The following is a 24,503-nucleotide window of genomic DNA, read 5'->3' on the forward strand; positions in this document are numbered from 1 at the left end:
AATGGGAATGCTTCATCAACATCAATTTCGCCCAGATTTACCTCCACCAGCTAATACCGTGGGTATTATTGGTTGGCTACGTAAGCATCTGTTTTCCAATATTATCAACACCTGCCTGACCCTCATTCTTGGCTATCTTGCTATCGTGGCAGTTTGGAACATCGTTGACTGGGCATTTATCAAAGCCGATTGGATTGGTTCCACACGAGATGATTGTCACCGGGATGGCGCCTGCTGGGTGTTTATCTCAGTGCGTTTTGAGCAGTTCATGTTTGGTTTTTATCCTCAGGAAGAATTGTGGCGACCTCAACTGTTCTACTTCACGCTCGCGATATTCATTACACTGCTCGCCATTGAAAAAACACCGGGACGAACATGGATTTGGCTTTTCTTCGTCAACATCTACCCCTTCATTATCGCAGGCCTACTATACGGTGGCATATTTGGCCTTCCCGTTGTCGAAACCCACCTTTGGGGTGGCCTGCTGATCACTCTGATTATTGCTATTGTCGGTATCGTGGTCTCCTTGCCAATAGGTATCGCACTGGCTTTAGGTAGACGCTCAAACATGCCAGTAATACGTAGTCTCTGTACCGTCTACATTGAGATCTGGCGCGGTGTCCCTTTGATCACCGTATTGTTCATGGCTTCTGTCATGCTCCCCCTATTTCTTGATGCCGAGACTGAAACTAACAAGTTATTTCGGGCACTCATTGGCGTGGTGCTTTTCAGTGCAGCCTACATGGCAGAAGTCGTACGAGGCGGCTTACAGGCAATTCCATCAGGGCAATATGAAGCTGCTGATGCGCTTGGGCTAAATTATTGGAAGAAAATGTACCTCATCGTGTTGCCGCAGGCGCTGAAGATAAGCATTCCAGCCATTGTTAACACCTTCATCGGGCTGTTCAAAGACACCAGCCTGGTGCTCATTATCGGTATGTTCGATGTCCTAGGGATAGGCCAAGCGGCCAATACCGATCCCAAATGGCTGGGTTTCGCGACAGAAAGCTATGTCTTCGTTGCGCTGGTGTTCTGGATATTCTGTTTTGGGATGTCGAGATACAGCATCTACCTAGAAAACAAACTCCATACCGGTCATAAGCGATAGGTCATAAAGAGGGATGATATGACAGACAGTTCGACTATCAATAAAGTTAATAAAGGCGACAACCCGCCAAACCATTCAGCACCGCAGGCAGCCATGATCACCATGACGGAAGTGAATAAGTGGTATGGGGAATTTCATGTGTTGAAAGACATTAACCTCACGGTTAAAAAAGGTGAGAAAATCGTCATCTGCGGTCCTTCCGGTTCGGGGAAATCCACGCTTATTCGCTGTATCAACCGTTTGGAAGAACACCAACAAGGGCAGATCATTGTCGCTGGCAACGAGCTGACCAGCGATCTGAAAAACATCGAGCTAGTACGCCGTGAAGTCGGCATGTGCTTCCAGCACTTCAACCTTTTCCCCCACCTCACCGTACTCGAAAACTGTACCTTGGCACCGATTTGGGTAAAGAAAATGCCGCAGAAAGAAGCCGAGAACATCGCTATGCAGTATTTGGAGCGAGTAAAAATCCCGGAACAAGCCAACAAATATCCCGGCCAGCTCTCCGGCGGTCAGCAACAGCGAGTCGCCATTGCCCGCTCACTGTGTATGAACCCGCAAGTTATGCTGTTTGATGAACCGACTTCGGCGCTTGACCCGGAAATGGTCAGGGAGGTGCTGGAAGTCATGGTTGAGCTTGCCAATGAAGGGATGACCATGATTTGTGTAACCCATGAGATGGGCTTTGCCAGACAGGTCGCCGATCGGGTTATCTTCATGGACATGGGAGAAATCATCGAAGAAAACACCCCGCAGGCATTCTTCGATAACCCGCAATCAGACAGGACGCAACTATTCTTGAACCAAATCCTGCATTAAAGCGTATAGTTTCATAAGGTTATTGAGGCGCAGCAAGAATGTGCTGTAACATTCATTTACAACTTTGACCACAAAGATAAGGAATTGTTAAGTATCATTCAGGTCATATCGTTACACTGAGTTTATTGTTTGGGGACAGCCGCATTAATTTGACAAACGGCTTGCAATAACGATGAAATGCCCCAATATACATTTACATTAGCAATCACATATCTAACCCTGAGGGGACTATTTATGAACGATCGTATTGTCAATCGTGGCACAGCTTACGAAAGCGTACTTTCTACAAACAAGGTTCTACGTAACACTTATTTTCTTCTGTCTCTAACGCTTGTATGGTCAGCTGTCGTTGCAGGCTTTGCAATGGCGATGAATATGCCTCACCCAGGTCTAATCATCACATTGGTTGGCTTCTACGGTCTTATGTTCCTGACAGAGAAAAACCGTAACAGCAGCCTAGGTATCGTATTTACCTTCGCACTAACTGGCTTTATGGGCTACACATTGGGGCCAATCCTCAATATGTACATCGGCGCTGGCATGGGCCACGCAATTATCCCTGCCCTTGGCGGTACAGCACTGACCTTTATGGCGTGTTCAGCTTACGCACTGACGACTAAGCGTGATCTGTCTTTCCTAGGCGGCATGTTGCTAGCCGGTTTTGTTGCCATCCTAGTTATGGTTGTAGCAAACATCTTCCTACAGATGCCAATGCTATCACTGGCAATCAGCGGTATGTTTGTTCTGTTCTCGTCTGCAGCTATCCTGCTGACCACGCAGAACATTGTGCGCGGCGGTGAAACCAACTACATCTCTGCTACCGTTACGTTGTATGTTTCTATCTACAACCTATTCCTGAGCCTACTGCAAATCCTAGGCATCATGGGTAGCAACGACTAATCTCTGATTAAGTCACAAATATACAAAAAGCGCCGAAAGGCGCTTTTTTTGTAGCCGCAGCCTTGCAGCCATCCTCGAATATCACTATCCTTTTGCCGTTCTATATGCGAGGCAAACATGCTTGAATTTGAAGGTAAACAAATAGAAACCGACGCCCACGGTTATCTGAAAAACACCGACGACTGGAGTGAAGCTCTGGTACCTATGCTGGCCGAAGAAGAAGGCATCACCCTGACAGAAGCCCATTGGGAAGTTGTTCGTTTTGTCCGAGAGTTCTATCAGGAATTCAACACCTCACCGGCCATCAGAATGCTGGTGAAGGCGATGGCCAAGAAATACGGTGAAGAGAAAGGCAGCTCTCGCTACCTCTACAAGCTGTTCCCTAAAGGCCCGGCAAAGCAAGCTACAAAACTAGCAGGTCTTCCAAAACCGGTGAAGTGCCTCTAAAACTTGATGCGTTAACTGGCAAATAGTGCGAGTGGGACCGACCACTCGCCTATCTCAGCCATCAATATCCTATCTCTATCTTTGCACCACAGACTCAACTACATAATTTCGAAGCCGTCATAATGGCGCCAGTCGATCTGTTCCCAACTCACACTATCGACGCGAGAGGTTCTCGGGCCATCCTGCAGCCAGGTAAGTAACTGCTGAACCTGATCTTCTTGTCCACACGCCATTACCTCGACACTGCCATCAGGCAAATTTTTGGCATAGCCCGTCAATCCACATTTCAACCCCTCATGGGCTGTATGGAACCTGAACCCAACCCCTTGAACCATACCAGTAATTAGTGCCTTTACACATATTTGTGACATAGATCACCTCAAGCTTCCTACTCTCAACCCGATAACAATATAATACTACTCGCACAAAAAATGCTCTAAGCTTCTGTTTTTAGGAATTAATATGAAAGAAGTCGCCTTTCGGTGGATTGATCGTTACTTAATCCATATCACCCTTCAGGAAAAATTTTACTTGTTGTTCCTGCTACCCGTTATCGCCCTCATAGGCGTCGCTACAATATTAGCCGATAGTGCTAGCCAGCAACGTATTGAAATCACGACACAGCAGCTAGAGACCACCGCTTCCCTTTTCACCCAGCAGAAAATCAGCCAAACTGAAGCCCGGAATATTCTTGCCGACACCAACCTGCATGTTGGCCAAGGCGACCTTACGGCTTATGTCAGCGGAATGAATTACAGCATATCATCAACTAGTGCTGAGGGGCTGTTTTCGAATGTCAGTACCAGCCAGTGGGCTATTATGGCGGCGATCCTAATCGTTGCCCTCGCTGCGGTTTACTACATCATGACTTTCATTGGTGGTGCGATGTTTACCACCTACAAAGCACTACAAAGTCTCGCTGACGGCGACTTAACCAACCGCCTCAACTTCTTCCAGGTACGAGACGAATTTAGTACTATCGCCATCACTATTGATCGTGTCAGCGAGCGTGAGCAACAACTTGTTCAGGCTACTCAGCAAGCGATAGCCTTGATGCAACAAATCAGCAGCAGCTTGCGCCAGCGTAGCGCAGGCAGTGAGCAACTGTCGACATCGCAGCAGCAGCACCTCGATTCATTGGCCAGTGCTACCGAGGAAATGGCAACGTCTATCCGCGAGGTAGCTACCCATGCCCACCAAACCTCCGAACAAACACGTGAGGCCCAGCTGGTGTCAGAGCAAGGCCGCGCGCAAGTCAACCAGACCCGCAATGCGATCAGCCATCTGAGCACAGAGATCAACCAGGCTGCTGATGCCGTAGCGGAGCTTGATACCAACGCCGCCAGAATCGACGATGTCGTGACCACCATCAATGGTATTTCAGAGCAAACGAATCTGCTCGCACTCAACGCAGCTATCGAAGCTGCCCGAGCCGGAGAGCAAGGACGTGGATTTGCCGTTGTTGCCGATGAGGTGCGTACCTTGGCCGGAAGAACGCAAAGCGCGACGGTTGAAATTCAGCAGATGATTGAAGCCTTACAGCAGAATAGTCAGAAGCTAATGCTTGTAATGAAGAATACGGTTGAGAATGCACAAAACAGCGAAGCCCTGATGGATTCGGTAGACAGTGAAATCTCACAGATCACTGAACGTAACCAGCATATATCGGATCGTAGTACTGAAATTGCGGCGGCTGCTGAGCAACAAGGCGCCGTAGCAGACGATATCGCCAACAATGTTGAACAGGTACGCAGCCAGTCTCATGAAATTTGCAGTGCCATTAATGCATCGGCTAATGACATCGAGCAGCTCAATAAGCAAGCAGAAGAACTTGAGTCGTTAATGCGAGGACTCAAAGTCTAACCCCTCCCCTCCTGGCAGTGCCGCCACACCGGCACTGCCTCCTGCAATCGGCATATAAATTTGATTTTATGTGCTTTCGACAACATAATACGCCCCCATTCCTTACTCCATACTGGGCAAGTCATGACAGCTTCAATTTATCTGGTTAAAGGCCGTGAAAAATCACTTCGCCGCCGCCACCCATGGGTTTTCTCTCGCGGTATTCAACGTGTAGAAGGCAAACCTGCACTTGGTGAAACCGTTGATATCTTCGACCACAAAGGTGAGTGGTTAGCACGCGGTGCTTTTTCTCCGCAATCTCAGATCCGCGTTCGAGTATGGACCTTTGATCGTAACCAAGAAATCAATGTCGATTTCTTCGTTAACCGCTTGAAAGCTGCCCAAGGGCTGCGTGACATTCTCGCCGCTCGCGATGGCCTTACCGGCTACCGCCTGATTGCTGCTGAGTCTGATGGTTTGCCTGGTATTACTATCGACCGTTACCAAGACTTCCTAGTGTGCCAGTTGCTAAGTGCTGGTGCCGAGGCGCAAAAAGACGCGTTGGTAGAAGCCCTAAACATCTGTTACCCAGAGTGCAGCGTGTATGAGCGTTCCGACGTGTCAGTACGTAAGAAAGAAGGCCTGAAACAGCGTACCGGCGTTCTTTCGGGTGAAGAGCCGCCTAAGTTCGTTACCATCGAAGAGAACGGCGTGAAAATCAATGTAGATATTGTTGGTGGCCACAAAACCGGTTTCTACCTTGATCAGCGTGACAGCCGTGAAGCGGCCGTTAAGTACGTTAACGGCAAGCGTGTTCTGAACTGCTTCTGCTACACCGGTGGCTTTGGTCTGTACGCACTTAAAGGCGGCGCAAGTGAAGTGGTGAATGTGGATGTTTCACAGCCAGCACTAGACACTGCACGTATGAACGCAGAAGCAAACGGCTACCCGCTAGAGAATGCGCAGTTCCTAAACGCAGATGTTTTCAAACTGCTTCGCGAATACCGTGAGCGCGGTGAGCTATTTGATGTCGTGATCATGGATCCACCTAAGTTTGCGGAATCTAAATCACAGCTAGTCGGTGCTTGCCGAGGCTACAAAGACATCAACATGCTAGCCATGCAGATCCTGAAACCGGGTGGCACATTGCTGACCTACTCTTGTTCTGGCCTGATGGACAACAATCTGTTCCAGAAGATCATTGCAGATGCCGCATTGGATGCTCATCGTGAAGTGCAATTTATCGAGCGCTTCGGCCAAGCCGCTGACCACCCACTAGACAGTGCCTACCCAGAAGGTTTCTACCTGAAAGGTTTTGCCTGCTACGTGAAATAAGTCAGCGCAGATCGAAAACAATCGGTTATTTAAAGTGAAGCCAGCAATCATTGCTGGCTTCTTTTCATCTCATCCCCTAATCGGTCAACATTGCTGCTAGCGAACCACACAGCGTCATCAAGAACAGAAACCACTTCAAGGTTTCTGGCCGGGCTGAAATAGCCATTTTTACCGCGATATGTGACCCGACCATAGTTCCGGCAGCAAGGATCAGCCCCGGCCCCCACATCACTAAGTCCTCGACAATAAAAAGCACTAGCGCCACTAAAGTAAATGCCAAAGCACACAGCATTTTCAATGCATTGGCTCTCACCAAATCATATCGCAGTGTGCCGGCCAGAGCCGCCAACAAAACGAAACCAACACCGGCTTGGACAAAGCCACCGTAAAAGCCAGCCAGCCCCAGCCCCCACCACGAGCTCGGGGTATTTCTCACTTTTCTTGGTTCAGTACCAGCAGGAGGAGCAACGATGGCAGGGCGAACTAAGATAATCAAAGCCATAGTAACCATGGTGCCGAGCAGCAAAGGCTTGATCCAAGTAGAGGGAGCATAAGCAGCGCCGACAGCTCCCAACAAACCGCCAATAATGGTCGGAAGTAATATCGGCCCGGTATCTGAGGTTTCGAGTTTTCCATGGCGACGAAAACCAAACAGCGCAGTGATTCCTTGTACCGCGACACCAACCCTGTTGGTCGCATTCGCCACCTCTGCCGGCATGCCCATCACCATTAACGCTGGAAGGGTCAGGTTTGAGCCCCCACCAGCCAATGTATTGATAATGCCAGCAAGAAAACCGGTTCCGATCAGCAAGCTGGCCTGCAGTAATGACATATCCATTGTAATATTCTGTCCATAGCAATTACGTTTTTTGTCTATACGCAATATACCCAATACATTAAACAAAGTGTTATATTTGATGATTAGTTTATGAGGGCATCAAAACCAGTATTCAGCCCTTATTCAGCTACCTAGCGACAAACTGCTAGGCTAATCCCGATAACTACAATCTAATTCGGACATTGTTTTTCAAGGAACCGCTATGAAATTTCGTACTGCGTTAATGGCTCTTGCAGCATGCGGCATCAGCTTCTCCTCTCTTGCTGACGTAAAACTGGATCTTCCACACCAAGCAGATCTTGTATTGGTCAATGGTGTAGAGCAAGACGGCAACGACACGTTAACGCTTCCAAATGGTGTCAACCAGTTTGCATTCACTTATATCGATTCACTGCGTGAAAATGGCGATGACTACCTCTACAAGTCTGATGTCATTATTGTTAAGTTCGATGCCAGTGATGAAGCATTAAAGCTTGAACTACCAAAGCTTCGTACTGCTCAAGATGCGCGTAAGTTCAACAAATCACCTAAGGTTTCTTTGGTTGCAGCCAACGGCGAGAAGATTAGCTTCGAGCAAGACAAGTTAATTAAGTCTGGCCTTCAGTTCGGTCGTGATTTTGAAAAAGAAATTGCGGTTTACAACCAGTCAGGTAAAGCGGCGGCTGTCGCTGCTACAGCGACAACTGCAGCGGTTGCTGCAACTGCTGCAGTACCAACTACACTTCCGGCGACTGCAGCACCAGCGGCAACGTCACCAAAGCCACCGGTTGATCAGCAGACACGTAATGTGGCTGAAAACATGCTTAATTACTGGTACGAGCAAGCTGATGAAGCAACACGTGCGCGCTTCAAAGCAAAAATCAACCAAGAGTAATCTTGCCATAAGAGCCTTCGGGCTCTTTTTCCCCTCTTATGCCTATGTTCGCCTGGTTACACTAACCTAGTCTTTACTCGCACTATTTTTCAACCACTTACCCATCAGCCTCCTTTTCAAGGTTATGGTCTTTAATTTAGAACAACCCCAGTCAGTTCTCCCGCCATTGATTCTTTGAACGGCATCTTCAGCTAATCGTCTGCAAAGTACGTCTTGAAAAATTAGTTATCGGTGCAAAATAACCTTGTTTAATTTACATGAAAATAGCAACTTTTTGCGAGACACTGTAAGAAACACAACTATTTCCCCTCCGTGTTCGACTTTTCCTCTTATACTTTTTTCACGGCACAACATAAGACCAAGATGCCGGTATTTTATTCAACTAACGCGTTTCAACTTAAAGGAATTATTCAATGGAACACCTGAAACACGGACAGGCGTTGACTCGAGCACTCCAGCTCAGTACCCTCGCCGTTTCATGCATGGCGGCAATGAATGCCCATGCTGCAATGGACTGTACGAACATCGAACCATGGAGCAGCACTGTTGCCTATACTGGCGGTGCTCAGGTTCAAGAGGCCAACAAAGTCTATAAAGCGAATTGGTGGACTAGGGGTAACAACCCAACCACCCATTCAGGCACCAGCCAAGAGTGGTCATATGTCGATGATTGCTCCACCGGCGCAACAAACCAACCTCCAACGGTTTCCATCACCTCCCCCTCATCCAGCACACAACTGCTCGTCGGTGATATCGTGACATTAGCCGCAGATGCAAATGACAGTGATGGCTCGGTTGCAAATGTTGACTTCTACCTTGGTACCTCTCTGCTCGGCTCAGTCTCACAACCGCCTTATAGCATGAGCTGGACTGCCGTTGCAGGCACTCAGGTACTCAGAGTGATCGCCACTGATGACAAAGGGGAGCAAACGGAAGCGACACAAACAGTGACTGTGCAGGAGACAGCCAATAACCTGCCTTCGGTCACTCTCTCCCTATCTGCGGCGAGTATTGATCTTGGCACGTCCATTACGCTTACTTCCACAGCCGACGACAGTGATGGGACCGTTGAGAAAGTCGACTTTTATGCCAACGGCTCATTAGTTGGCACCGTGGCGACGGCCCCTTATACACTTGACTACACACCAACTCAATCTGGCAGTGTCACCCTTTATGCCCGTGCAACCGACAACCTCGGCGGCACAGCAGACTCCAACTCATCAACACTGACGGTAAATGGTGGAACAACGACCCAAAGCTGCCGACCAGACGGCTTGTACCAAACCGAAGGGGTGAACGTCCCTTACTGTACGATTTACGATGACCAGGGCCGTGAAATCATGGGCGCTGACCACCCTCGCCGTGTCATTGGTTACTTCACCAGCTGGCGCAGTGGTGACGATCCGCAGGCTGCCTATTTAGTGAATGATATTCCGTGGGAGCAGCTCACCCACATCAATTACGCCTTTGTCAGCATCGGCAGCGATGGCAAAGTCAATGTGGGGGACACTACCGACCCCACCAACCCTGCGACAGGTAAAGAGTGGCCGGGTGTCGAAATAGATCCAACCCTCGGCTTCAAAGGGCACTTTGGTGCGCTTGCTACTTATAAGAAGAAGCACGACGTCAAGACCCTGATCTCAATTGGCGGTTGGGCTGAAACAGGTGGCCACTTCGGCGCCGATGGTAGCCGTGTCGCAGATGGTGGCTTCTATACCATGACCACCAATGCTGATGGCTCAATCAACTCTGCCGGTATCGAGAAGTTTGCAACTTCTGCGGTAGCTATGATGCGCCAATACCAATTCGATGGTCTGGACATCGACTACGAATACCCGACCTCAATGGCAGGAGCCGGTAACCCGGACGACAAAGCCTTCATGGAGCCACGCCGTGCTTACCTGTGGGCCTCCTACCAAGAGTTGATGAAGGTACTTCGCCAGAAGCTTGATCAGGCATCTGCGCAAGATGGCGTTCACTATATGCTGACTATCGCGGCGCCTTCGTCTGGCTACCTACTGCGCGGTATGGAAGACTTCAATGTCACCAAGTACCTTGATTACGTCAACATTATGTCATACGACTTACACGGTGCATGGAACGATCATGTCGGTCACAATGCCGCTCTGTTCGACACCGGTAAAGACTCTGAGCTAGCTCAATGGAATGTCTATGGTACAGCCGCTTATGGTGGTATTGGTTACCTAAACACTGACTGGGCATACCACTATTTCCGCGGCTCGATGCCAGCAGGTCGTATTAACATCGGGGTACCTTACTATACCCGTGGTTGGCAAGGCGTAACCGGCGGTGAAAATGGCCTTTGGGGTCGCGCTCCTCTTCCTAACCAATCGCAGTGTGCACCAGGCACCGGCGAAGGTGAGAAGAACAACTGTGGCTATGGTGCTGTGGGTATCGATAACCTATGGCATGACAAGAATGCGGCAGGTGACGAGATGGGAGCAGGTTCAAACCCAATGTGGCACGTCATGAACCTTGCCCAAGGTATCTTTGGTAGTTACAGCACGGCTTACAGCCTAGATCCGGTTAACAACCCAGAGCACCAATTAGTTGGCAGTTACACCCGCCACTATGACAGTGTTGCCGTCGCTCCATGGCTATGGAATGCCGAGAAGAAAGTCTTCCTATCGACTGAAGATAAAGCATCGATCAATGTCAAAGCCGATTATGTCATCGACAAAGAAATCGGTGGGATCATGTTCTGGGAGCTCGCGGGCGACTACAACTGTTATGTCTTTGATGCCAACGGTAACCGCACAACCGTCGATAGCACTGAAAATGCGTGTAAGACGGGCAATGGTGAGTACCACATGGGTAATACCATGACCAAAGCCATCTACGAGAAGTTCAAGTCTGCAACACCGTATGGCAACAAGGTAGCAACGGGGGCGATCCCTACCGAAGCGCTTGATATTGCCGTCGACGTGTCAGGCTTCAAAGTAGGCGATCAGAACTACCCTATCAACCCGAAAATTACCTTTACCAATAATACAGGCCAAGATATCCCTGGCGGAACAGAGTTCCAGTTTGATATTCCAACATCAGCACCGGACAACGCCAAAGATCAATCTGGCGGTGGCTTGAAGGTTATCGCATCCGGTCATACCCGTGCCAATAACATTGGTGGACTGGACGGCGAAATGCACCGGGTTGCCTTTACTCTACCGGGATGGAAGAGCCTGCCTGCTGGCGGTACCTACGAACTAGACATGGTTTACTACCTGCCTATTTCTGGCCCTGCCAACTACAGCGTCAACATTAACGGTAAGGATTACGCGTTCAAGTCAGAGCAACCTGATTTACCACTCGGTTCAATCGGTAGCGGCAATGGCGGCGGCGGTAATCCTGGCGGTGGAGATGGTTCCTGTGACACAACCGGCATCAACACCTACCCTAACTGGCCTCAAGCTGATTGGGCGGGTAATCCAAGCCATGCTAACCAGGGTGATAAAATCATCTACAACGGTGTGGTTTACCAGGCAAACTGGTGGAGCAGCTCTACACCAGGCAGTGATGGTAGCTGGGCACTAGTGTGCACAATTTAACCGATTCAGGCTAAAAACAATGCGCAGGCTCTTTCCTGCGCATTTTTTATCCAAAAAACAACAAAAACAGCAAGTTCATCATTCTTAAAATGACAATTTACAAGCAATATTAATGGCACACATATGCAACCACACTCAATATACGGTTTCTTACTTTAACTTTGGGAAGTAAAAAATTGCGATAAAGCGCTCAATTTTCAACCAAACAGTCAAAATGCTAACATTTCTTTGTTTTCAAAATATGACACAAAATTTGGCTTTAACAAACAATCAATTATCGTACTGAGAATTGTAACAGTGAAGAATTTGACGTATTTTTTCACCTTTGAGACAAAATTTCATATAAAAATGACAATCGCTTTTAATTACTTGTAATTAATTATTTTTTGAACAGCTGTCATTAATAAAACAGGATTTTTTTGCTTTTTCTACCTAACCCTTTCCCCGGTCGTTCACCTTAAATGTCCACATTTTTGTGTTAAAGTCAGCTTCAACCAACATCAACAACATTATTGAACATTTTACAGGGACAATGAAAAAGCTAACCGTACTATTTGCAGTGGCACTATTCATCTTGCCACTGCAGGCGACCGCAAGTGTTATATCTAGCCAACCTTACGCAAACAAAGCACAAGCAGACATCTTAGTAAAAGATGCTTATAACAAAGCAAAATTAAACGGAGTTATTAACTATCAGGTATTTAAAGAGGCCTACGAGGCTTATTACAATACCAAAGGCCGTAAAAAGCCGGTTCTGACAATTATTGATTACAGTCTGCCTTCGACCAAAGAGCGTTTCTTTGTTGTTGATCTTAATCGCAACAAGCTGCTCTACCGTACTTTCGTGTCACATGGCGTGAATAGCGGCGGTAAAAATGCGACAAAGTTCTCGAACATCGTTAACTCTCGCCAGACATCTCTTGGTACCTTCCTGACTGACACCACCTACTATGGTGGCAATGGTTACTCGTTGCGTCTTGATGGCTTGACCCCGGGTGTAAATGACAAGGCCCGCCAGCGCTACATCGTTATTCATGGTGCCGATTACGCAACGAAGTCATTCATTAACCGTCACGGCTACCTTGGCCGTAGCTGGGGCTGTCCGGCGCTGCCTACAGAGCTTTCAAGGGAAATTATCGATACCATTAAAGGTGGCAGTGTTATCTACGCACACGCATAGCTTTATTTTCCCTGTTATTATTGTTTAGTAAACAGCAGCTTATTTAAGCTGCTGTTTTTTATTTGGCTATTGGCTTGCACTCTAATTATGCGAACATCAATGGCTAAATTGTCATATATTTTAATTTAAATCTCTGTATTTAATTATTTTTAATTCTTACATCAATGTCTAAATAAGCAATCCCCCTGACAGTTAATTGGCATCTGTAATAGTGAACAAACTCATTTATTATTTATTTCTAATCTTAAAAGGTACATATAAGCAGTTAAACTCAAAGGCAAATTTCATGCTTAGTGCCCCGTTCCCCCCCCGTGTCTACTTTATGGGGTCATATCACCCTCGCCTCTCGCCTCTCGCCTCTCAGCATCCTATAGGCAAAAAAAATCCCTGCCAGGGCAGGGATTTGATGTTCGCGAGTGTAGATTACGCTAGCGCTTTTTCTGGTGCTAGGTATGGAAGCTCCAATGCTTCCGACACTTCTTCGCAAGTGATCTGGCCACGGTAAACGTTCAAACCGTTTAGCAGGTGCTTGTCTTCTTGCAACGCAGCTTTGTAGCCTTTGTCTGCCAGTTTAAGGATGTATGGCAGAGTCACGTTGTTCAGTGCGAAGGTTGATGTACGAGCAACCGCACCAGGCATGTTAGCAACACAGTAGTGAACAACATCGTCAACAATGTAAGTAGGATCGCTGTGAGTGGTTGCATGTGAAGTTTCAACACAGCCGCCTTGGTCGATAGCGACGTCGACAATCGCAGCACCAGGCTTCATCTTCTTGATCATTTCAGCAGTCACTAGCTTAGGCGCGGCAGCACCAGCGACCAGTACACCACCAACAACAAGGTCAGCTTCCAGTACGTGCTTCTCAATAGCATCTTTGGTTGAGTACACACACTGTACAGAGCCACCAAACTGGGCATCAAGTTGGCGCAATACATCGATGTTGCGGTCCAGCACAACGACATTAGCACGTAGGCCAACTGCCATTTGCGCAGCGTTTGCACCTACAACACCGCCACCGATGATAACAACTTTCGCTGGCTCTACACCTGGTACGCCTGCTAGTAGCATACCGCGGCCACCGTGTGACTTCTCAAGAGCCTGAGCACCGGCCTGAATTGACATGCGGCCAGCAACTTCTGACATCGGAGCCAGTAGAGGTAGGCGGCCTTTATCATCTGTTACGGTTTCGTAAGCAATACACACAGCCTTGCTGTTGATTAGGTCGTGAGTCTGCTCTGGGTCTGGCGCAAGGTGAAGGTAAGTAAATAGGATTTGGCCTTCACGAAGCATGGCACGTTCTACGGCTTGTGGCTCCTTAACCTTTACAATCATCTCTGACTCTGCAAATACCGCTTCAGCGGTTGGCAGAATCTGGGCACCTGCATCAATGTAGTCCTGATCGCTAAAGCCGATCCCAGCACCAGCATTGGTCTCAACGTATACCTTGTGTCCATGAGCAACCGCCTCGCTAACTGAAGCGGGTACCATACCCACACGGTATTCGTGAACTTTAATTTCCTTAGGTACGCCAATAATCATCTTTTGTTTCCTTGCTGCCTCGTTAAAAGATATACACACAATAAAGAAAAAACCTTGGAATGTGTGACCGTTTTTTAACTTAAAGACAACAAATCAAACTGGTATTTTCTTCTAAACCAGCACAAGAAACTGTTTTTGAGCTTGGTCACACAAGAAAAAACCAACATATCACAACAAACTAGACCAGTTGTCTGAAATATTTAGATCATCTAGTTATTTAAACCACCACCAGGCAATAAAAGCAGTTTAATGCACTAGACTAGCACGAGAAAAAGCTCGTGTTTTTTGTTGTTTTCAAGTGCTTATTTTAAAAAAAGTGATATCAGATCGGCCCTTTGCGATATTTTTCTCTATTGTGGTATCCAGTGCAGATTTTTATCTAAATGGTTTCCGGACAATCGCGGGAAACAAACCAGAAACATACAGGCAACAAAAAAGCCGCTAAAAAGCGGCTTTTGTGTGAGCTAACCCAAAAGTTAGTCTTCAAACTCCCAGGGCATATCTGGCAGAGCATTTAAATTTTCACTGTATCGTTTCAAATCGAAGCTGCCATCATTCTTTGCAACATCAAATACTTCAATCGACAGCGCACACGCAATCATTTGAATCGCTTCTTCCCGCGGTGTCCCCATCATCATCAAACGCATCAACGTTTCTTTCACCTTGATAGGGTTGCCTTCTTCTAGCTGGTTCTCAACTGTTTCAACTAGCATATCGCCAGTCATGATATCGTCGTCTTGCATAGCAATGCCTTTTACTAGGCCCATTGAATCGGCCAATATTCTAAATCTAAACTCTCGCCTATATCATAGGCAATAATTCATAGGTTAGGCGACAAGCCATTTGGCCTGCTGCGCCTGTGCTTCCATCAAATTGTCATAGCGATAGGGGGTCATCTCCGCGCCGAACGGATGTAGATCATTGACTACCACCAACCTCAGCCCTGCGCTATGGGCAGATTGTGCCCCGGTCTGGCTATCTTCAATCGCAACAGCTTGGTATTCCGGTACCCCAAGGGTGCGGCAAGCGAGTTGGTAGATTTCAGGAGCGGGCTTGTTATTTGCTACATCATCACCGCAAAACACATGATCAAAGTAATGCAGCCAGCCGAGATGCGCCAAGATTCCCTCAACATAATTCCTCGGAGAGCCCGTCACCACTGCTAATGGTAGAGAGCCATGGAGTGATTTAATCAAATCAAAAGCCCCGTGTTTAGCAGGGATCCCTCTCTCCATAATGGCTTGATAGGTCAATCGCTCCATATCAGACACCACGTTCGACGTACTATGGGGGATCGAAGCAATTGAAGAAAAATGGTGAGCGACCTTCTCCCAAGGTACACCTGCGAAATCGGCTAAAAAATCATGTGCTGAGATCTGGATATTCAAGCCCGACAGGTATTGGCTCCAATTCTGTGCATGAAAAATTTCAGAATCGACCAAAGTACCATCAAAATCAAAACAAACTGCCTGCATGGGCCTACTCCACGAACAACAAGACCGCCATCTTACTCAGTTAAGCCCGACAAATCCAAGTCAACTTTTCTTACTCATAGCCAATGCTTTACCTAACAACTGTCCTTCAAGGATTGAAATACAGTCTGTAAAAGGTACCGCTGGGCTGTAGAAGAACCCCTGAACAAAGTGGCAATTCATCTCTCTTAAAATGTTCAATTGCTTGCGAGTCTCAACACCTTCGGCAATCACCTGGATCCCCAGCTTATGGCTCAAATCAATAATCAAGGACACCAAGGTTCGATTTTCCTGCTTGTCGATCCCTTCAATAAAGCTGCGATCGATTTTGATGATGTTGGGTCGAAGCTCAACAATCGAACTCAATGAAGAATAACCAGTACCGAAATCATCCAGTGCAATTTCAATCCCCTTCTGTTTAAACGACGATAACAACGATTGGATATCACAACTTTCACTGGATGCCGTCGACTCGGTGATTTCGACAACAATTGCGTTCAGTGGCAAACCATAAGATTCAATGGTATCCCAGATAGGAGGGAGCCCATTGCTACTGATAAACTCTTTCACCGACCGGTTCAGACTGATCGTTACATCCGAGAAACCAGATTGGTGTAGCTGCTTTAGATCACGGCACACTTGATGAAGAACAAAGTCTCCCAACGGCCTTATCAAGCCATAACGCTCTGCAACAGGAATAAACTCTGCAGGTGAGATGCTTCCCTCGATATCATCAATCCATCTAATCAAGGCTTCAAATCGGCTAATTTGCCCCGTTTTTGCATCAACAACAGGCTGGTAATAAACGGTCAGCAACTCATCGGAGATCGCCTTTTTCAAGCGATCACGCATTTTTAGCTTTTCTATGTAGTCTGATTGAAGAGCACTGTCGTATTGGCAAATCCCATTGCGTCCCTGCCCTTTCATGTTGTACATCGCATAGTCGGCATTTTTTAGCAGCTCAGTATGGGTTTCGCCGCTTTCAGGGTAAGTCGAAATGCCAATGCTAACGGTGGTATTTACCTCGATATCATCAAGAACAAACGCTTCAGCAACACTATCTACAACTTGCTGCCCCCATACTCTTGCCGCACCGGAGGTGGTCTCAGGCAAAAGGACACAGAATTCATCACCACCGTAACGGCAGATATCGTCTGCAGCAGGAAAAACACGCTTAAGGCAGTTTGCAATATGAACCAACACCTTGTCACCGAAGTCATGGCCATAAAGATCGTTCAGTGACTTAAAATCATCCATATCAATGAACAACAGTGAGAATGTCTGAGCACGTTTGTCATCGATCGATGCTATGTGTTTTTTGACGCGCTGAACGAAGCTACGACGGTTCACCAAGCCAGTAAGCGGATCTTTATAAGCAAAGAAGGTCAGTTGCTCTTCAGCTTTTTTCCAGTGGCTGATGTCACGAAATACCGCCACGTAGTTAATGATCTCTTCATTATCATCGCGGATCACATTGATTGATATTTCTTCCGGGTAGATCTCACCGTTCTTGCGCCGGTTCCATACTTCACCTTTCCAGTGCCCATAATGGTTCAAGTTATGCCAAAGTGACTGATAGTACTTTGCATCATGGATCCCTGAAGACAAGATATTCGGTGACAGACCGAGTAATTCTTTTTCCCGATAACCCGTTGTCTCTTCGAATGCACGGTTAACCGATATGATTTTGTTGTGTTTATCGGTGATCAAAATGCATTCGGAAGTATTGTCAAACACCACCTGGGCTCGGTCCAATTGACGCTTAGCTTCAACGGTATGGGTGATATCTCGCTGGATACCCGCAACCTTGCTCGGCTTTCCATTTTCATCCCGAGCGACAATACTGCCTTTGACGGTCAACCAGCACTCATTGCCATCTACCGCAACCCGACTACAAGGTTTTAACCGAAACTCAAACTGAAAAACAGAGGCATGTTGCTGCTGAATAAAGCGGTCAAAATAATCAACGCCTTCATCACGGTCTTCCTCTACGATGCAAGATAACCAAGCCTGCAGATCGTCCCCTTCTTTGGGTTTTTCACGACCTAGCAGATGCCAAAACTTAGCAGATGTCGCTAGCTCTCTACGTTCAAGATCAAATTCCCAAATCCCCTCGTCCACAGAGTTGAAGGTCGTTGTCAGCTGTCGCGAGGCTTTATTCAACTTTGCCGAAATTTGGTATACATCCGTCACATCGTGGACGGTACCACGCATTTCTACCGCCTTGCCTTGACTGTCACGCAGCACCTCGGCGCGTTTGCGTAGGTATTTTATGGTGCCATCCCAAAGTTGAACTCGATGGACCAAGTTGTAGTTAACGGCATCACTTTCAATGGAGCGCTGAAGTGTATCAAGCACCCACTCACGATCTTCAGGATGAATCAAAGCGGACAGTAAAGACAGAGTTGGTAATATCGATTCATCCTTGATGTCATAGATGCGGTAGACTTCTTTGCTCCATTCAAAATACTCATCTTGGAAATTCCAAATCCAGCTCCCTACTTTTGCAACTCTTTGTCCTTCTTCCAGCTGCCATTGCAACTGTGACTGACGCATTAATAAGGCTTCGTACCCAACTTCTTGACCAAGATACGCACTGAATGTCTCGCAAAACTCGCACAAAGCGTCAACGGAATCAAAACGACGTTTGAAAATACAGGAAAGGACACCAACCAACTGGTGGTTTCTTGCAAACAAAGGAATACCAACATACGTGTCGGCAGACTCAACATGCTGGTGTGTGTATAGAGGGTAGGCCTGGTACAGTGCATTCGGGATAATCACCCGCTGACACAATTCTACGACTTCATTTTCAGGAACATCAATCAACGGGAAGTAGCTCTTCCCCCCATTTTCCCCCTGAAAACAACTAGAAAGGATGTGTACGCCTTCATTGTCATCATGAATTGAACCAATGATAACTTTATCTACTGCAAAGGCTTCATACAAACTTAGGCCAACAGTATCAAAGAGCACTTGTCCGCAGAGTTGATTAAACGTATTTATTTTTTTGTAATCCATCAGCTATTCAATTATTACCAACAGCAACCCTACTGCTTGCTTGGTAATAACACTATCACCTCACCCGCTGCGGACTTTACCGCATGAGAATGGGAGATAAAAGCAATGGCGAGCATTCATAAAAGCGATATAACAAAATATTGATTAACATCACCCTAATGAAATCTAATCGTTTACATAACATGCGAAATGCGTTTTGTATTCCAATTAGGCATAGGTGGTTAAAGAATAAAAAATCACCCCAGTATCTATACCCAAGTAACTTTAAGTTGCTTGGATATACTGGAGCGATTGTTATGAAGAACTATGTTGAGGAATTAACTCACAACACCTAAGTTTAACCCGCTGGCTCAATGGTGCCGTTAAAGGTGTCGCGCATGAAATCCTTCACTGGCTGAGACTGGAAGATACTTACGATTTTCTGATAAGTGCTGTTCGCTTTATCTTCTTCACGCGCAGCAATGACCATTACCGCTAGAGGCGCATCTTTAGCTTCGAGGAACAAGCCTTGCTCTTTGGGATTTAGGCCGGCTGACATCACGTAGTTCATGGTAATGGCTGCGGCATCGACATCATCCAAGCTTCTTGGCAATTGGGCAGCCTCAACCTCAATGAAATTCAGCCCTTTCGGGTTTTGAGCAATGTCATGCAATGTCGCGGTAAAGCCGACACCCGGTTTCAAAGTAATTAGCCCAGCATCTTCTAGCAGTAGCAAACCACGCCCGCCATTGGTTGGGTCGTTAGGAATAGCGATCTGGGCATTGGCTGGTAAATCATCAAGCGAGCTGTATTTGTTGGAGTAAATACCCATCCGCATCAGGATCGACTCGCCAATCGAAACCAAATCACTGTTATGGCCTTTATTGAAGTTCTGCAAAAACGGCAGGTGCTGGTAGCTGTTTAGCTGAATACTCCCATCGGCCAGCGCGGCATTCGGGGTGATATAATCAGAAAATTCCACCACTTCGATATCCAAGCCTTGCTTCTTTGCCTCGACAGCAACCGCTTCAACCACTTGTGCATGCGGCCCCGCCGTCGCACCAATTTTAATCACTGACGATTCCTTCTGGCCGCAAGCCGTTAAGCCGACTAATGCAACAGCCGCAATTATCCATCGATTCAGCTTGGTATATTTCTTCATGGCTCTTCCTTGAATAAGCATTTCACTTTTAGACGTCTGAGCGTCTATAATATAACGCCTTATCAATAAATCATACACTTAATCAGCACCAGCATAGAGCTGTATAGAATTTATTATTCCTTTTTGCGATATGCCAAAATTAGCCTTTCATATGCTTAAACTGCAACTCGACCAAGCGTTGATATAGCTCGCTGCTTTGCATCAGTGAAGAATGATCGCCGATATCGACCAACTGCCCCTGATCAAACACTGCAATTTGATCGGCATGCTGAATCGTTGAGAGACGATGGGCAATAATCAAGGTTGTTCTTCCTCGCATCAGCTCCTCAAGAGCAAGTTGTACGTGGTATTCGCTTTCACTATCCAATGCACTGGTTGCTTCATCCAGCAATAAGATCTTCGGATCTTTCAAGATCGCCCTGGCAATGGCAATTCGCTGGCGTTGACCACCAGACAGCCTGACCCCGCGTTCACCAAGGAAACTGCTGTAGCCATCCGGCAAGTTTTGAATGAACGCATGGGCGTGGGCTTTCTTGGCCGCCTCAATCACCTGCTCATCCGTCGCCTCCGGGTTACCGTAACGAATATTGTGGAACACATCATGGCTAAACAAGGCTGGTTGCTGGGGTACCAACGCCATTTGCTGGCGTAATTCACCAGGTTCAAACTGACGGATATCGACACCGCCCAATGTCACCTTGCCTGATTGCGGGTCGTAGAAGCGCTGCAACAGCTCGAACAAGGTCGTCTTGCCCGCACCGGATGGCCCGACTAACGCTAGCACCTTGCCTTCTTCGGCTTTTAACTGTAACTGCGTGATCGCGGCTTGATCCGGCCTTGATGGGTAACAGAACGTCACATCATCAAACTTTACTTCAGCCGACAGTGATTGAGTCGAGGCTGCATTCTGGCTTGGTGCAACAATATGGCTGTCGACATGAAGTAATTCAACCAGCCTTTCTGTTGCACCCGCTGCGCGCTGTAACTCCCCCATTACCTCAGAAATAGTCGCCAACGAAGAAGCCACCATAATGGCGTAGAAGACAAATGCCCCGAGGTCGCCTGCCGACATCACCCCATTAATAACATCGCTGCCACCGACCCACAGCATCCCGGCGATGGCACTGAACACAATGACAATAACGCCGGAGATCAAGATCGCTCGTTGCTTAACCCTTTGGCGGCCAATTTCGAAGGCCTTCTCTACTTCATCGGCAAAAGAGGCCTTTTCCTGTTGTTCATGGCTATAACTCTGCACCGTCTTGATATGCTCAATAGCTTCCCCGGCATAGCTACCTACATCGGCCATTGAATCTTGGCTTTTACGCGACAAAGCCCTGACACGTCGGCCGTAAATCAAGATAGGAACCAGCACAAACGGCACCGAAGCCAACACAATCAACGTCAGTTTAATATTGGTCGCAAACAACATGATAATCGCACCGACACACATCAAGGCACTGCGCATCGCCATGGAAAACGACGAGCCGATAATACTCTGCAGCAAGGTGGTGTCAGTAGTAAGGCGCGACATGATCTCGCCGCTGCCATTGGTCTCGAAATAACTCGGATGCAAAGTGATAACGTGGTTGAACACCGCCAGCCGGATATCGGCACTGACTCGCTCCCCCACTGAAGAAACTAAATAGAAGCGGAAGAAGGTCCCAACGGAGATGAGCACGGTGACGACAAGGATAAACTGGATGGCATTGGCAAGTTCGGTGGTCGACTGCTGGGAAAAGCCCTCATCAATCAAGATACGGACGCCATGGCCAACAGACAAAGTGAGCGAAGCGGTAAATACTAGCGCCACCAGCGCGGCCAATACCCTGCCACGATATGGCTGCACAAACTTCACCAGCTCTAATAAAATGCTGAGGCTCTTGCGCTGCTCTTTTGGTTTCAATGATTCATCGTGAATATCACGATTAGACGATGATTGAGTTTGACTAGACGTTTCCATAGACCTGCCTTTTGCTTTCCCTAAAGCTAGCTTATCACTATGTACACAATGATTAAGTATCAGATAACAGGTATGAGAAAAAAGCCCCTACATTGCTGCAGGGGCTTCTATCAATTGAATTACTCTAGTTCAACCGGTGGCCTAAACACCATTTCATGCATCACGACGTCTTGAGGTAGTTCAAGCAACACTGCAATCGTTTCAGCAACACTTTTCGGGTGCATGTACTGCGGGCGGTCAACGTCCCTGAAATTGGTATCCGTGCCGCCTGGGAACAAGGAAGTTACCTTGATGCCATACGGTTGCGCCTCTTTCATCAAGATAGCACTGAATCCTGCCAGTCCTTGTTTCATGGCCGTGTACACACTCATGGTTTCATTGGAACGCTTGGCAACCGTGCTGAGGACATTGATGATTTGGCCACTTTTAACAGGCTTCATCACCTTCAGAGCTTCGCGACTTAACACAGCAGGAGCACGCAGGTTCACCGCATACTGGTAGTCAAACTCCTCCAAGGTAAACTCATCGATACCGCATTTACGGGAGTTCATCCCGGCGTTGTTGATCAAGATATCCAACCCACCCAATAGCTCGACAGCTTTGTCCACCAGCTCAAGGGCTTGCTGCGGATCACTCAAATCAGCCTGGACTATCTGACAGCCTGTTAGCTCACTGAGTTCTTCCAACTTTGCCAAGTTACGACCAGTCGCAACGACACTGTGCCCTTTCTCGCACAGCGTCTTGCCCAACTCGTACCCAATCCCACTGGTGGCGCCAGTTACTAGTACACGTTTCATTCTTTTCCTTATGATTATACTCGCGAGCAGGTTGTTCAAGTCTGCCATAGAAAGACCCAAATGGGATCAAAATTAATCAGTGTGAGACGAAGCGTTTTTCGTAATATCAATAATTTGATAAACAGTATACCGTTCAATATACGTATTATGACATTGTTGATGCATAGATCATTGGGAGAAGCACAATAGCCCATATGACTAAAGAAAAGTGGCAAGAAAATTTTGCCAACTAAAATGCGATAATTTTAAAAATCTGTCTTGCTGAAGGCTGGGGATACGTGACATATGCTCGCCTAAGCAAAGAAACCGGACTTTGCAAAAACGCTATCGCCAGATATGGGGCCATGTAGTGGCATAGTTAATTTGGCCACCTGATTAGAGGTGTTAGAATGCACCTCGTACACAACAGGTGAAACTATGGCAAAACGTACCAGAAGAACTTTCAGTCCCGAGTTTAAGCTAGAAGCCGCTCAGTTGGTCACTGACCAAGGCTATACCGTCGTTGAAGCAGCGGAAGCTATGAATGTAAGCAAGTCAGCTATGGATAAGTGGGTGCGACAGCTCAAGCAAGAGAGGCAAGGTGTAACTCCGAAAGCTTCGCCGCTCACCCCTGAGCAAATCGAGATCCGTGAGCTTAAAAAGCGGATTGCGGAGCTGGAAGAGCACAATGAAATCATAAAAAAGGCTACTGCTCTGTTGATGTCGGACTCACTGAACAATTCTCGATAATCGAGAAACTCAAACAGAGCTACAGTGTTTCAAAGCTATGTAAGGTGTTTGGTATTCATCGAAGCAGCTTTAAGTATTGGTCTAAGAAGCCCAAGACTCAATCTGCAGAAGACGTCCGTTTACGTGCTCTAGTTCATGAGGCTCACAGCGTCAGCAATGGCTCAGCTGGGGCTAGAACCATTGCGAGTATCGTAACTAACTCAGGCATCAAGCTCTCTCGCTACAGAGCGACTAAGCTGATGAAAAAGCTCGAGCTGGTTAGCCGACAACTTCCCAAACACCGCTACAGCAAAGCAGCTCAGGAGCACATTGAAATTCCAAATCATTTAGACAGACAGTTTTCTGTGACTGCTCCTAATCAGGTTTAGGTCGGCGACGTGACCTATGTTTGGGCCGGAAATCGCTGGAGTTATCTTGCAGTTGTTATCGATCTCTTTGCACGTAAACCGATCGGTTGGGCGATGTCATTTTCACCCGATAGCCAACTGACAAGTAAGGCGCTAAAGATGGCCTATGAGTCGCGAGGTAAGCCCTCAGATGTGTTATTCCACAGTGATCAAGGTAGTCACTACACGAGTCGAAAGTACCGTCAAGCACTCTGGCGATATCAGATTAAACAGAGTTTATCTCGTCGAGGAAATTGCTGGGATAACAGTCCGATGGAACGCTTCTTTAGAAGTCTAAAAACTGAATGGGTGCCAGCTTGCGGCTACCGTAGCTTATCCGAAGCTAGGAAGAGTATTGTTGGCTACATCATTAGATATTACAGCCAAATCAGACCGCACCAGTACAATGGTGGCCTAACACCGAATGAATCGGAAAGGCAGTACTGGGAAACTTATAAAGAGGTGGCCAATTTTAGTTGACCACTACACCATCACAGACAAGTGTACTTCCAGATACCTTCTCATTATGTTCTGGCATGAAAACAA

The 24,503-nt window shown here is 47.2% G+C and carries 18 protein-coding genes and 1 pseudogene; 10 read left to right on the forward strand and 9 right to left on the reverse strand.

Annotated elements, in window-relative coordinates:
* The first annotated feature begins 7 nt into the window (after positions 1-7).
* From R2X38_RS09025 to tusE, 4 genes are all read left to right on the forward strand, one after another.
* A complete protein-coding gene (locus tag R2X38_RS09025; protein WP_317521907.1) occupies positions 8-1,108 on the forward strand; it encodes an amino acid ABC transporter permease in 1,101 nt (366 codons plus the stop codon).
* Between the two features lie 93 nt (positions 1,109-1,201).
* Positions 1,202-1,927, forward strand: coding sequence for an amino acid ABC transporter ATP-binding protein (locus R2X38_RS09030; protein ID WP_317522252.1), 726 nt, complete (start codon positions 1,202-1,204; stop codon positions 1,925-1,927).
* Between the two features lie 234 nt (positions 1,928-2,161).
* On the forward strand, positions 2,162-2,827 hold the full coding sequence (locus R2X38_RS09035) for a Bax inhibitor-1/YccA family protein (protein WP_317521908.1): 666 nt from the start codon (positions 2,162-2,164) through the stop codon (positions 2,825-2,827).
* A 117-nt stretch (positions 2,828-2,944) separates the two neighbouring features.
* The gene (gene tusE, locus R2X38_RS09040) at positions 2,945-3,274 is read left to right on the forward strand and encodes a sulfurtransferase TusE (protein WP_317521909.1); all 330 of its coding nucleotides are present in this window, start codon (positions 2,945-2,947) and stop codon (positions 3,272-3,274) included.
* Positions 3,275-3,372: 98 nt separating this feature from the next.
* Here the strand turns inward: tusE and yccX are convergent, their stop codons facing one another.
* On the reverse strand, positions 3,373-3,645 hold the full coding sequence (gene yccX, locus R2X38_RS09045; RefSeq protein ID WP_317521910.1) for an acylphosphatase: 273 nt from the start codon (positions 3,643-3,645) through the stop codon (positions 3,373-3,375).
* A gap of 91 nt (positions 3,646-3,736) precedes the next feature.
* On the opposite strand from yccX, the gene R2X38_RS09050 reads away from it, so the two are divergent.
* Both R2X38_RS09050 and R2X38_RS09055 read left to right on the forward strand, forming a co-directional pair.
* Entirely contained in the window at positions 3,737-5,137 is a 1,401-nt protein-coding gene (locus R2X38_RS09050; protein ID WP_317521911.1) for a methyl-accepting chemotaxis protein, read from the forward strand.
* Positions 5,138-5,260: 123 nt separating this feature from the next.
* Positions 5,261-6,451, forward strand: coding sequence for a class I SAM-dependent methyltransferase (locus R2X38_RS09055; RefSeq protein ID WP_317521912.1), 1,191 nt, complete (start codon positions 5,261-5,263; stop codon positions 6,449-6,451).
* Between the two features lie 76 nt (positions 6,452-6,527).
* Here R2X38_RS09055 and R2X38_RS09060 read toward each other — a convergent pair whose 3' ends face one another.
* A complete protein-coding gene (locus R2X38_RS09060) occupies positions 6,528-7,289 on the reverse strand; it encodes a sulfite exporter TauE/SafE family protein (RefSeq protein WP_317521913.1) in 762 nt (253 codons plus the stop codon).
* Positions 7,290-7,491: 202 nt separating this feature from the next.
* Between R2X38_RS09060 and R2X38_RS09065 the strand changes: the two genes are divergently transcribed.
* The 3 genes from R2X38_RS09065 to R2X38_RS09075 all read left to right on the forward strand — a co-directional run bounded on the left by R2X38_RS09065 (position 7,492) and on the right by R2X38_RS09075 (position 12,909).
* Complete coding sequence (locus tag R2X38_RS09065) at positions 7,492-8,163, forward strand: DUF2057 domain-containing protein (RefSeq protein WP_317521914.1); 672 nt, start codon at positions 7,492-7,494, stop codon at positions 8,161-8,163.
* A gap of 413 nt (positions 8,164-8,576) precedes the next feature.
* Positions 8,577-11,729, forward strand: coding sequence for a chitinase C-terminal domain-containing protein (locus R2X38_RS09070; protein WP_317521915.1), 3,153 nt, complete (start codon positions 8,577-8,579; stop codon positions 11,727-11,729).
* 532 nt (positions 11,730-12,261) lie between these two features.
* Positions 12,262-12,909, forward strand: a complete 648-nt coding sequence (locus tag R2X38_RS09075; RefSeq protein WP_317521916.1) for a murein L,D-transpeptidase catalytic domain family protein — start codon at positions 12,262-12,264, stop codon at positions 12,907-12,909.
* Between the two features lie 423 nt (positions 12,910-13,332).
* On the opposite strand, the gene ald is transcribed toward R2X38_RS09075, so the two are convergent.
* The 7 genes from ald to R2X38_RS09110 all read right to left on the reverse strand — a co-directional run bounded on the left by ald (position 13,333) and on the right by R2X38_RS09110 (position 22,842).
* Positions 13,333-14,448 carry an alanine dehydrogenase gene (gene ald / locus R2X38_RS09080; protein ID WP_317521917.1) on the reverse strand — a complete coding sequence of 372 codons (1,116 nt, stop codon included), beginning with the start codon at positions 14,446-14,448 and terminating at the stop codon, positions 13,333-13,335.
* A 476-nt stretch (positions 14,449-14,924) separates the two neighbouring features.
* Entirely contained in the window at positions 14,925-15,191 is a 267-nt protein-coding gene (locus R2X38_RS09085) for a hypothetical protein (protein ID WP_317521918.1), read from the reverse strand.
* 84 nt (positions 15,192-15,275) lie between these two features.
* A complete protein-coding gene (locus R2X38_RS09090) occupies positions 15,276-15,923 on the reverse strand; it encodes an HAD family phosphatase (RefSeq protein ID WP_317521919.1) in 648 nt (215 codons plus the stop codon).
* A gap of 60 nt (positions 15,924-15,983) precedes the next feature.
* The gene (locus tag R2X38_RS09095; protein ID WP_317521920.1) at positions 15,984-18,941 is read right to left on the reverse strand and encodes an EAL domain-containing protein; all 2,958 of its coding nucleotides are present in this window, start codon (positions 18,939-18,941) and stop codon (positions 15,984-15,986) included.
* 337 nt (positions 18,942-19,278) lie between these two features.
* Positions 19,279-20,082: a MetQ/NlpA family ABC transporter substrate-binding protein gene (locus R2X38_RS09100; protein WP_317521921.1), complete on the reverse strand. Its 804-nt coding sequence runs from the start codon at positions 20,080-20,082 to the stop codon at positions 19,279-19,281.
* A 139-nt stretch (positions 20,083-20,221) separates the two neighbouring features.
* Entirely contained in the window at positions 20,222-22,045 is a 1,824-nt protein-coding gene (locus tag R2X38_RS09105) for an ABC transporter ATP-binding protein/permease (RefSeq protein ID WP_317521922.1), read from the reverse strand.
* 119 nt (positions 22,046-22,164) lie between these two features.
* Entirely contained in the window at positions 22,165-22,842 is a 678-nt protein-coding gene (locus R2X38_RS09110) for an SDR family oxidoreductase (RefSeq protein WP_317521923.1), read from the reverse strand.
* 417 nt (positions 22,843-23,259) lie between these two features.
* Between R2X38_RS09110 and R2X38_RS09115 the strand changes: the two are divergent.
* Positions 23,260-24,437 (forward strand): annotated as a pseudogene (locus R2X38_RS09115) (IS3 family transposase).
* Positions 24,438-24,503 lie beyond the last annotated feature (66 nt).

Origin of the sequence: Photobacterium rosenbergii (assembly GCF_033022775.1) — a bacterium.
Taxonomy (GTDB): domain Bacteria; phylum Pseudomonadota; class Gammaproteobacteria; order Enterobacterales; family Vibrionaceae; genus Photobacterium; species Photobacterium rosenbergii_A.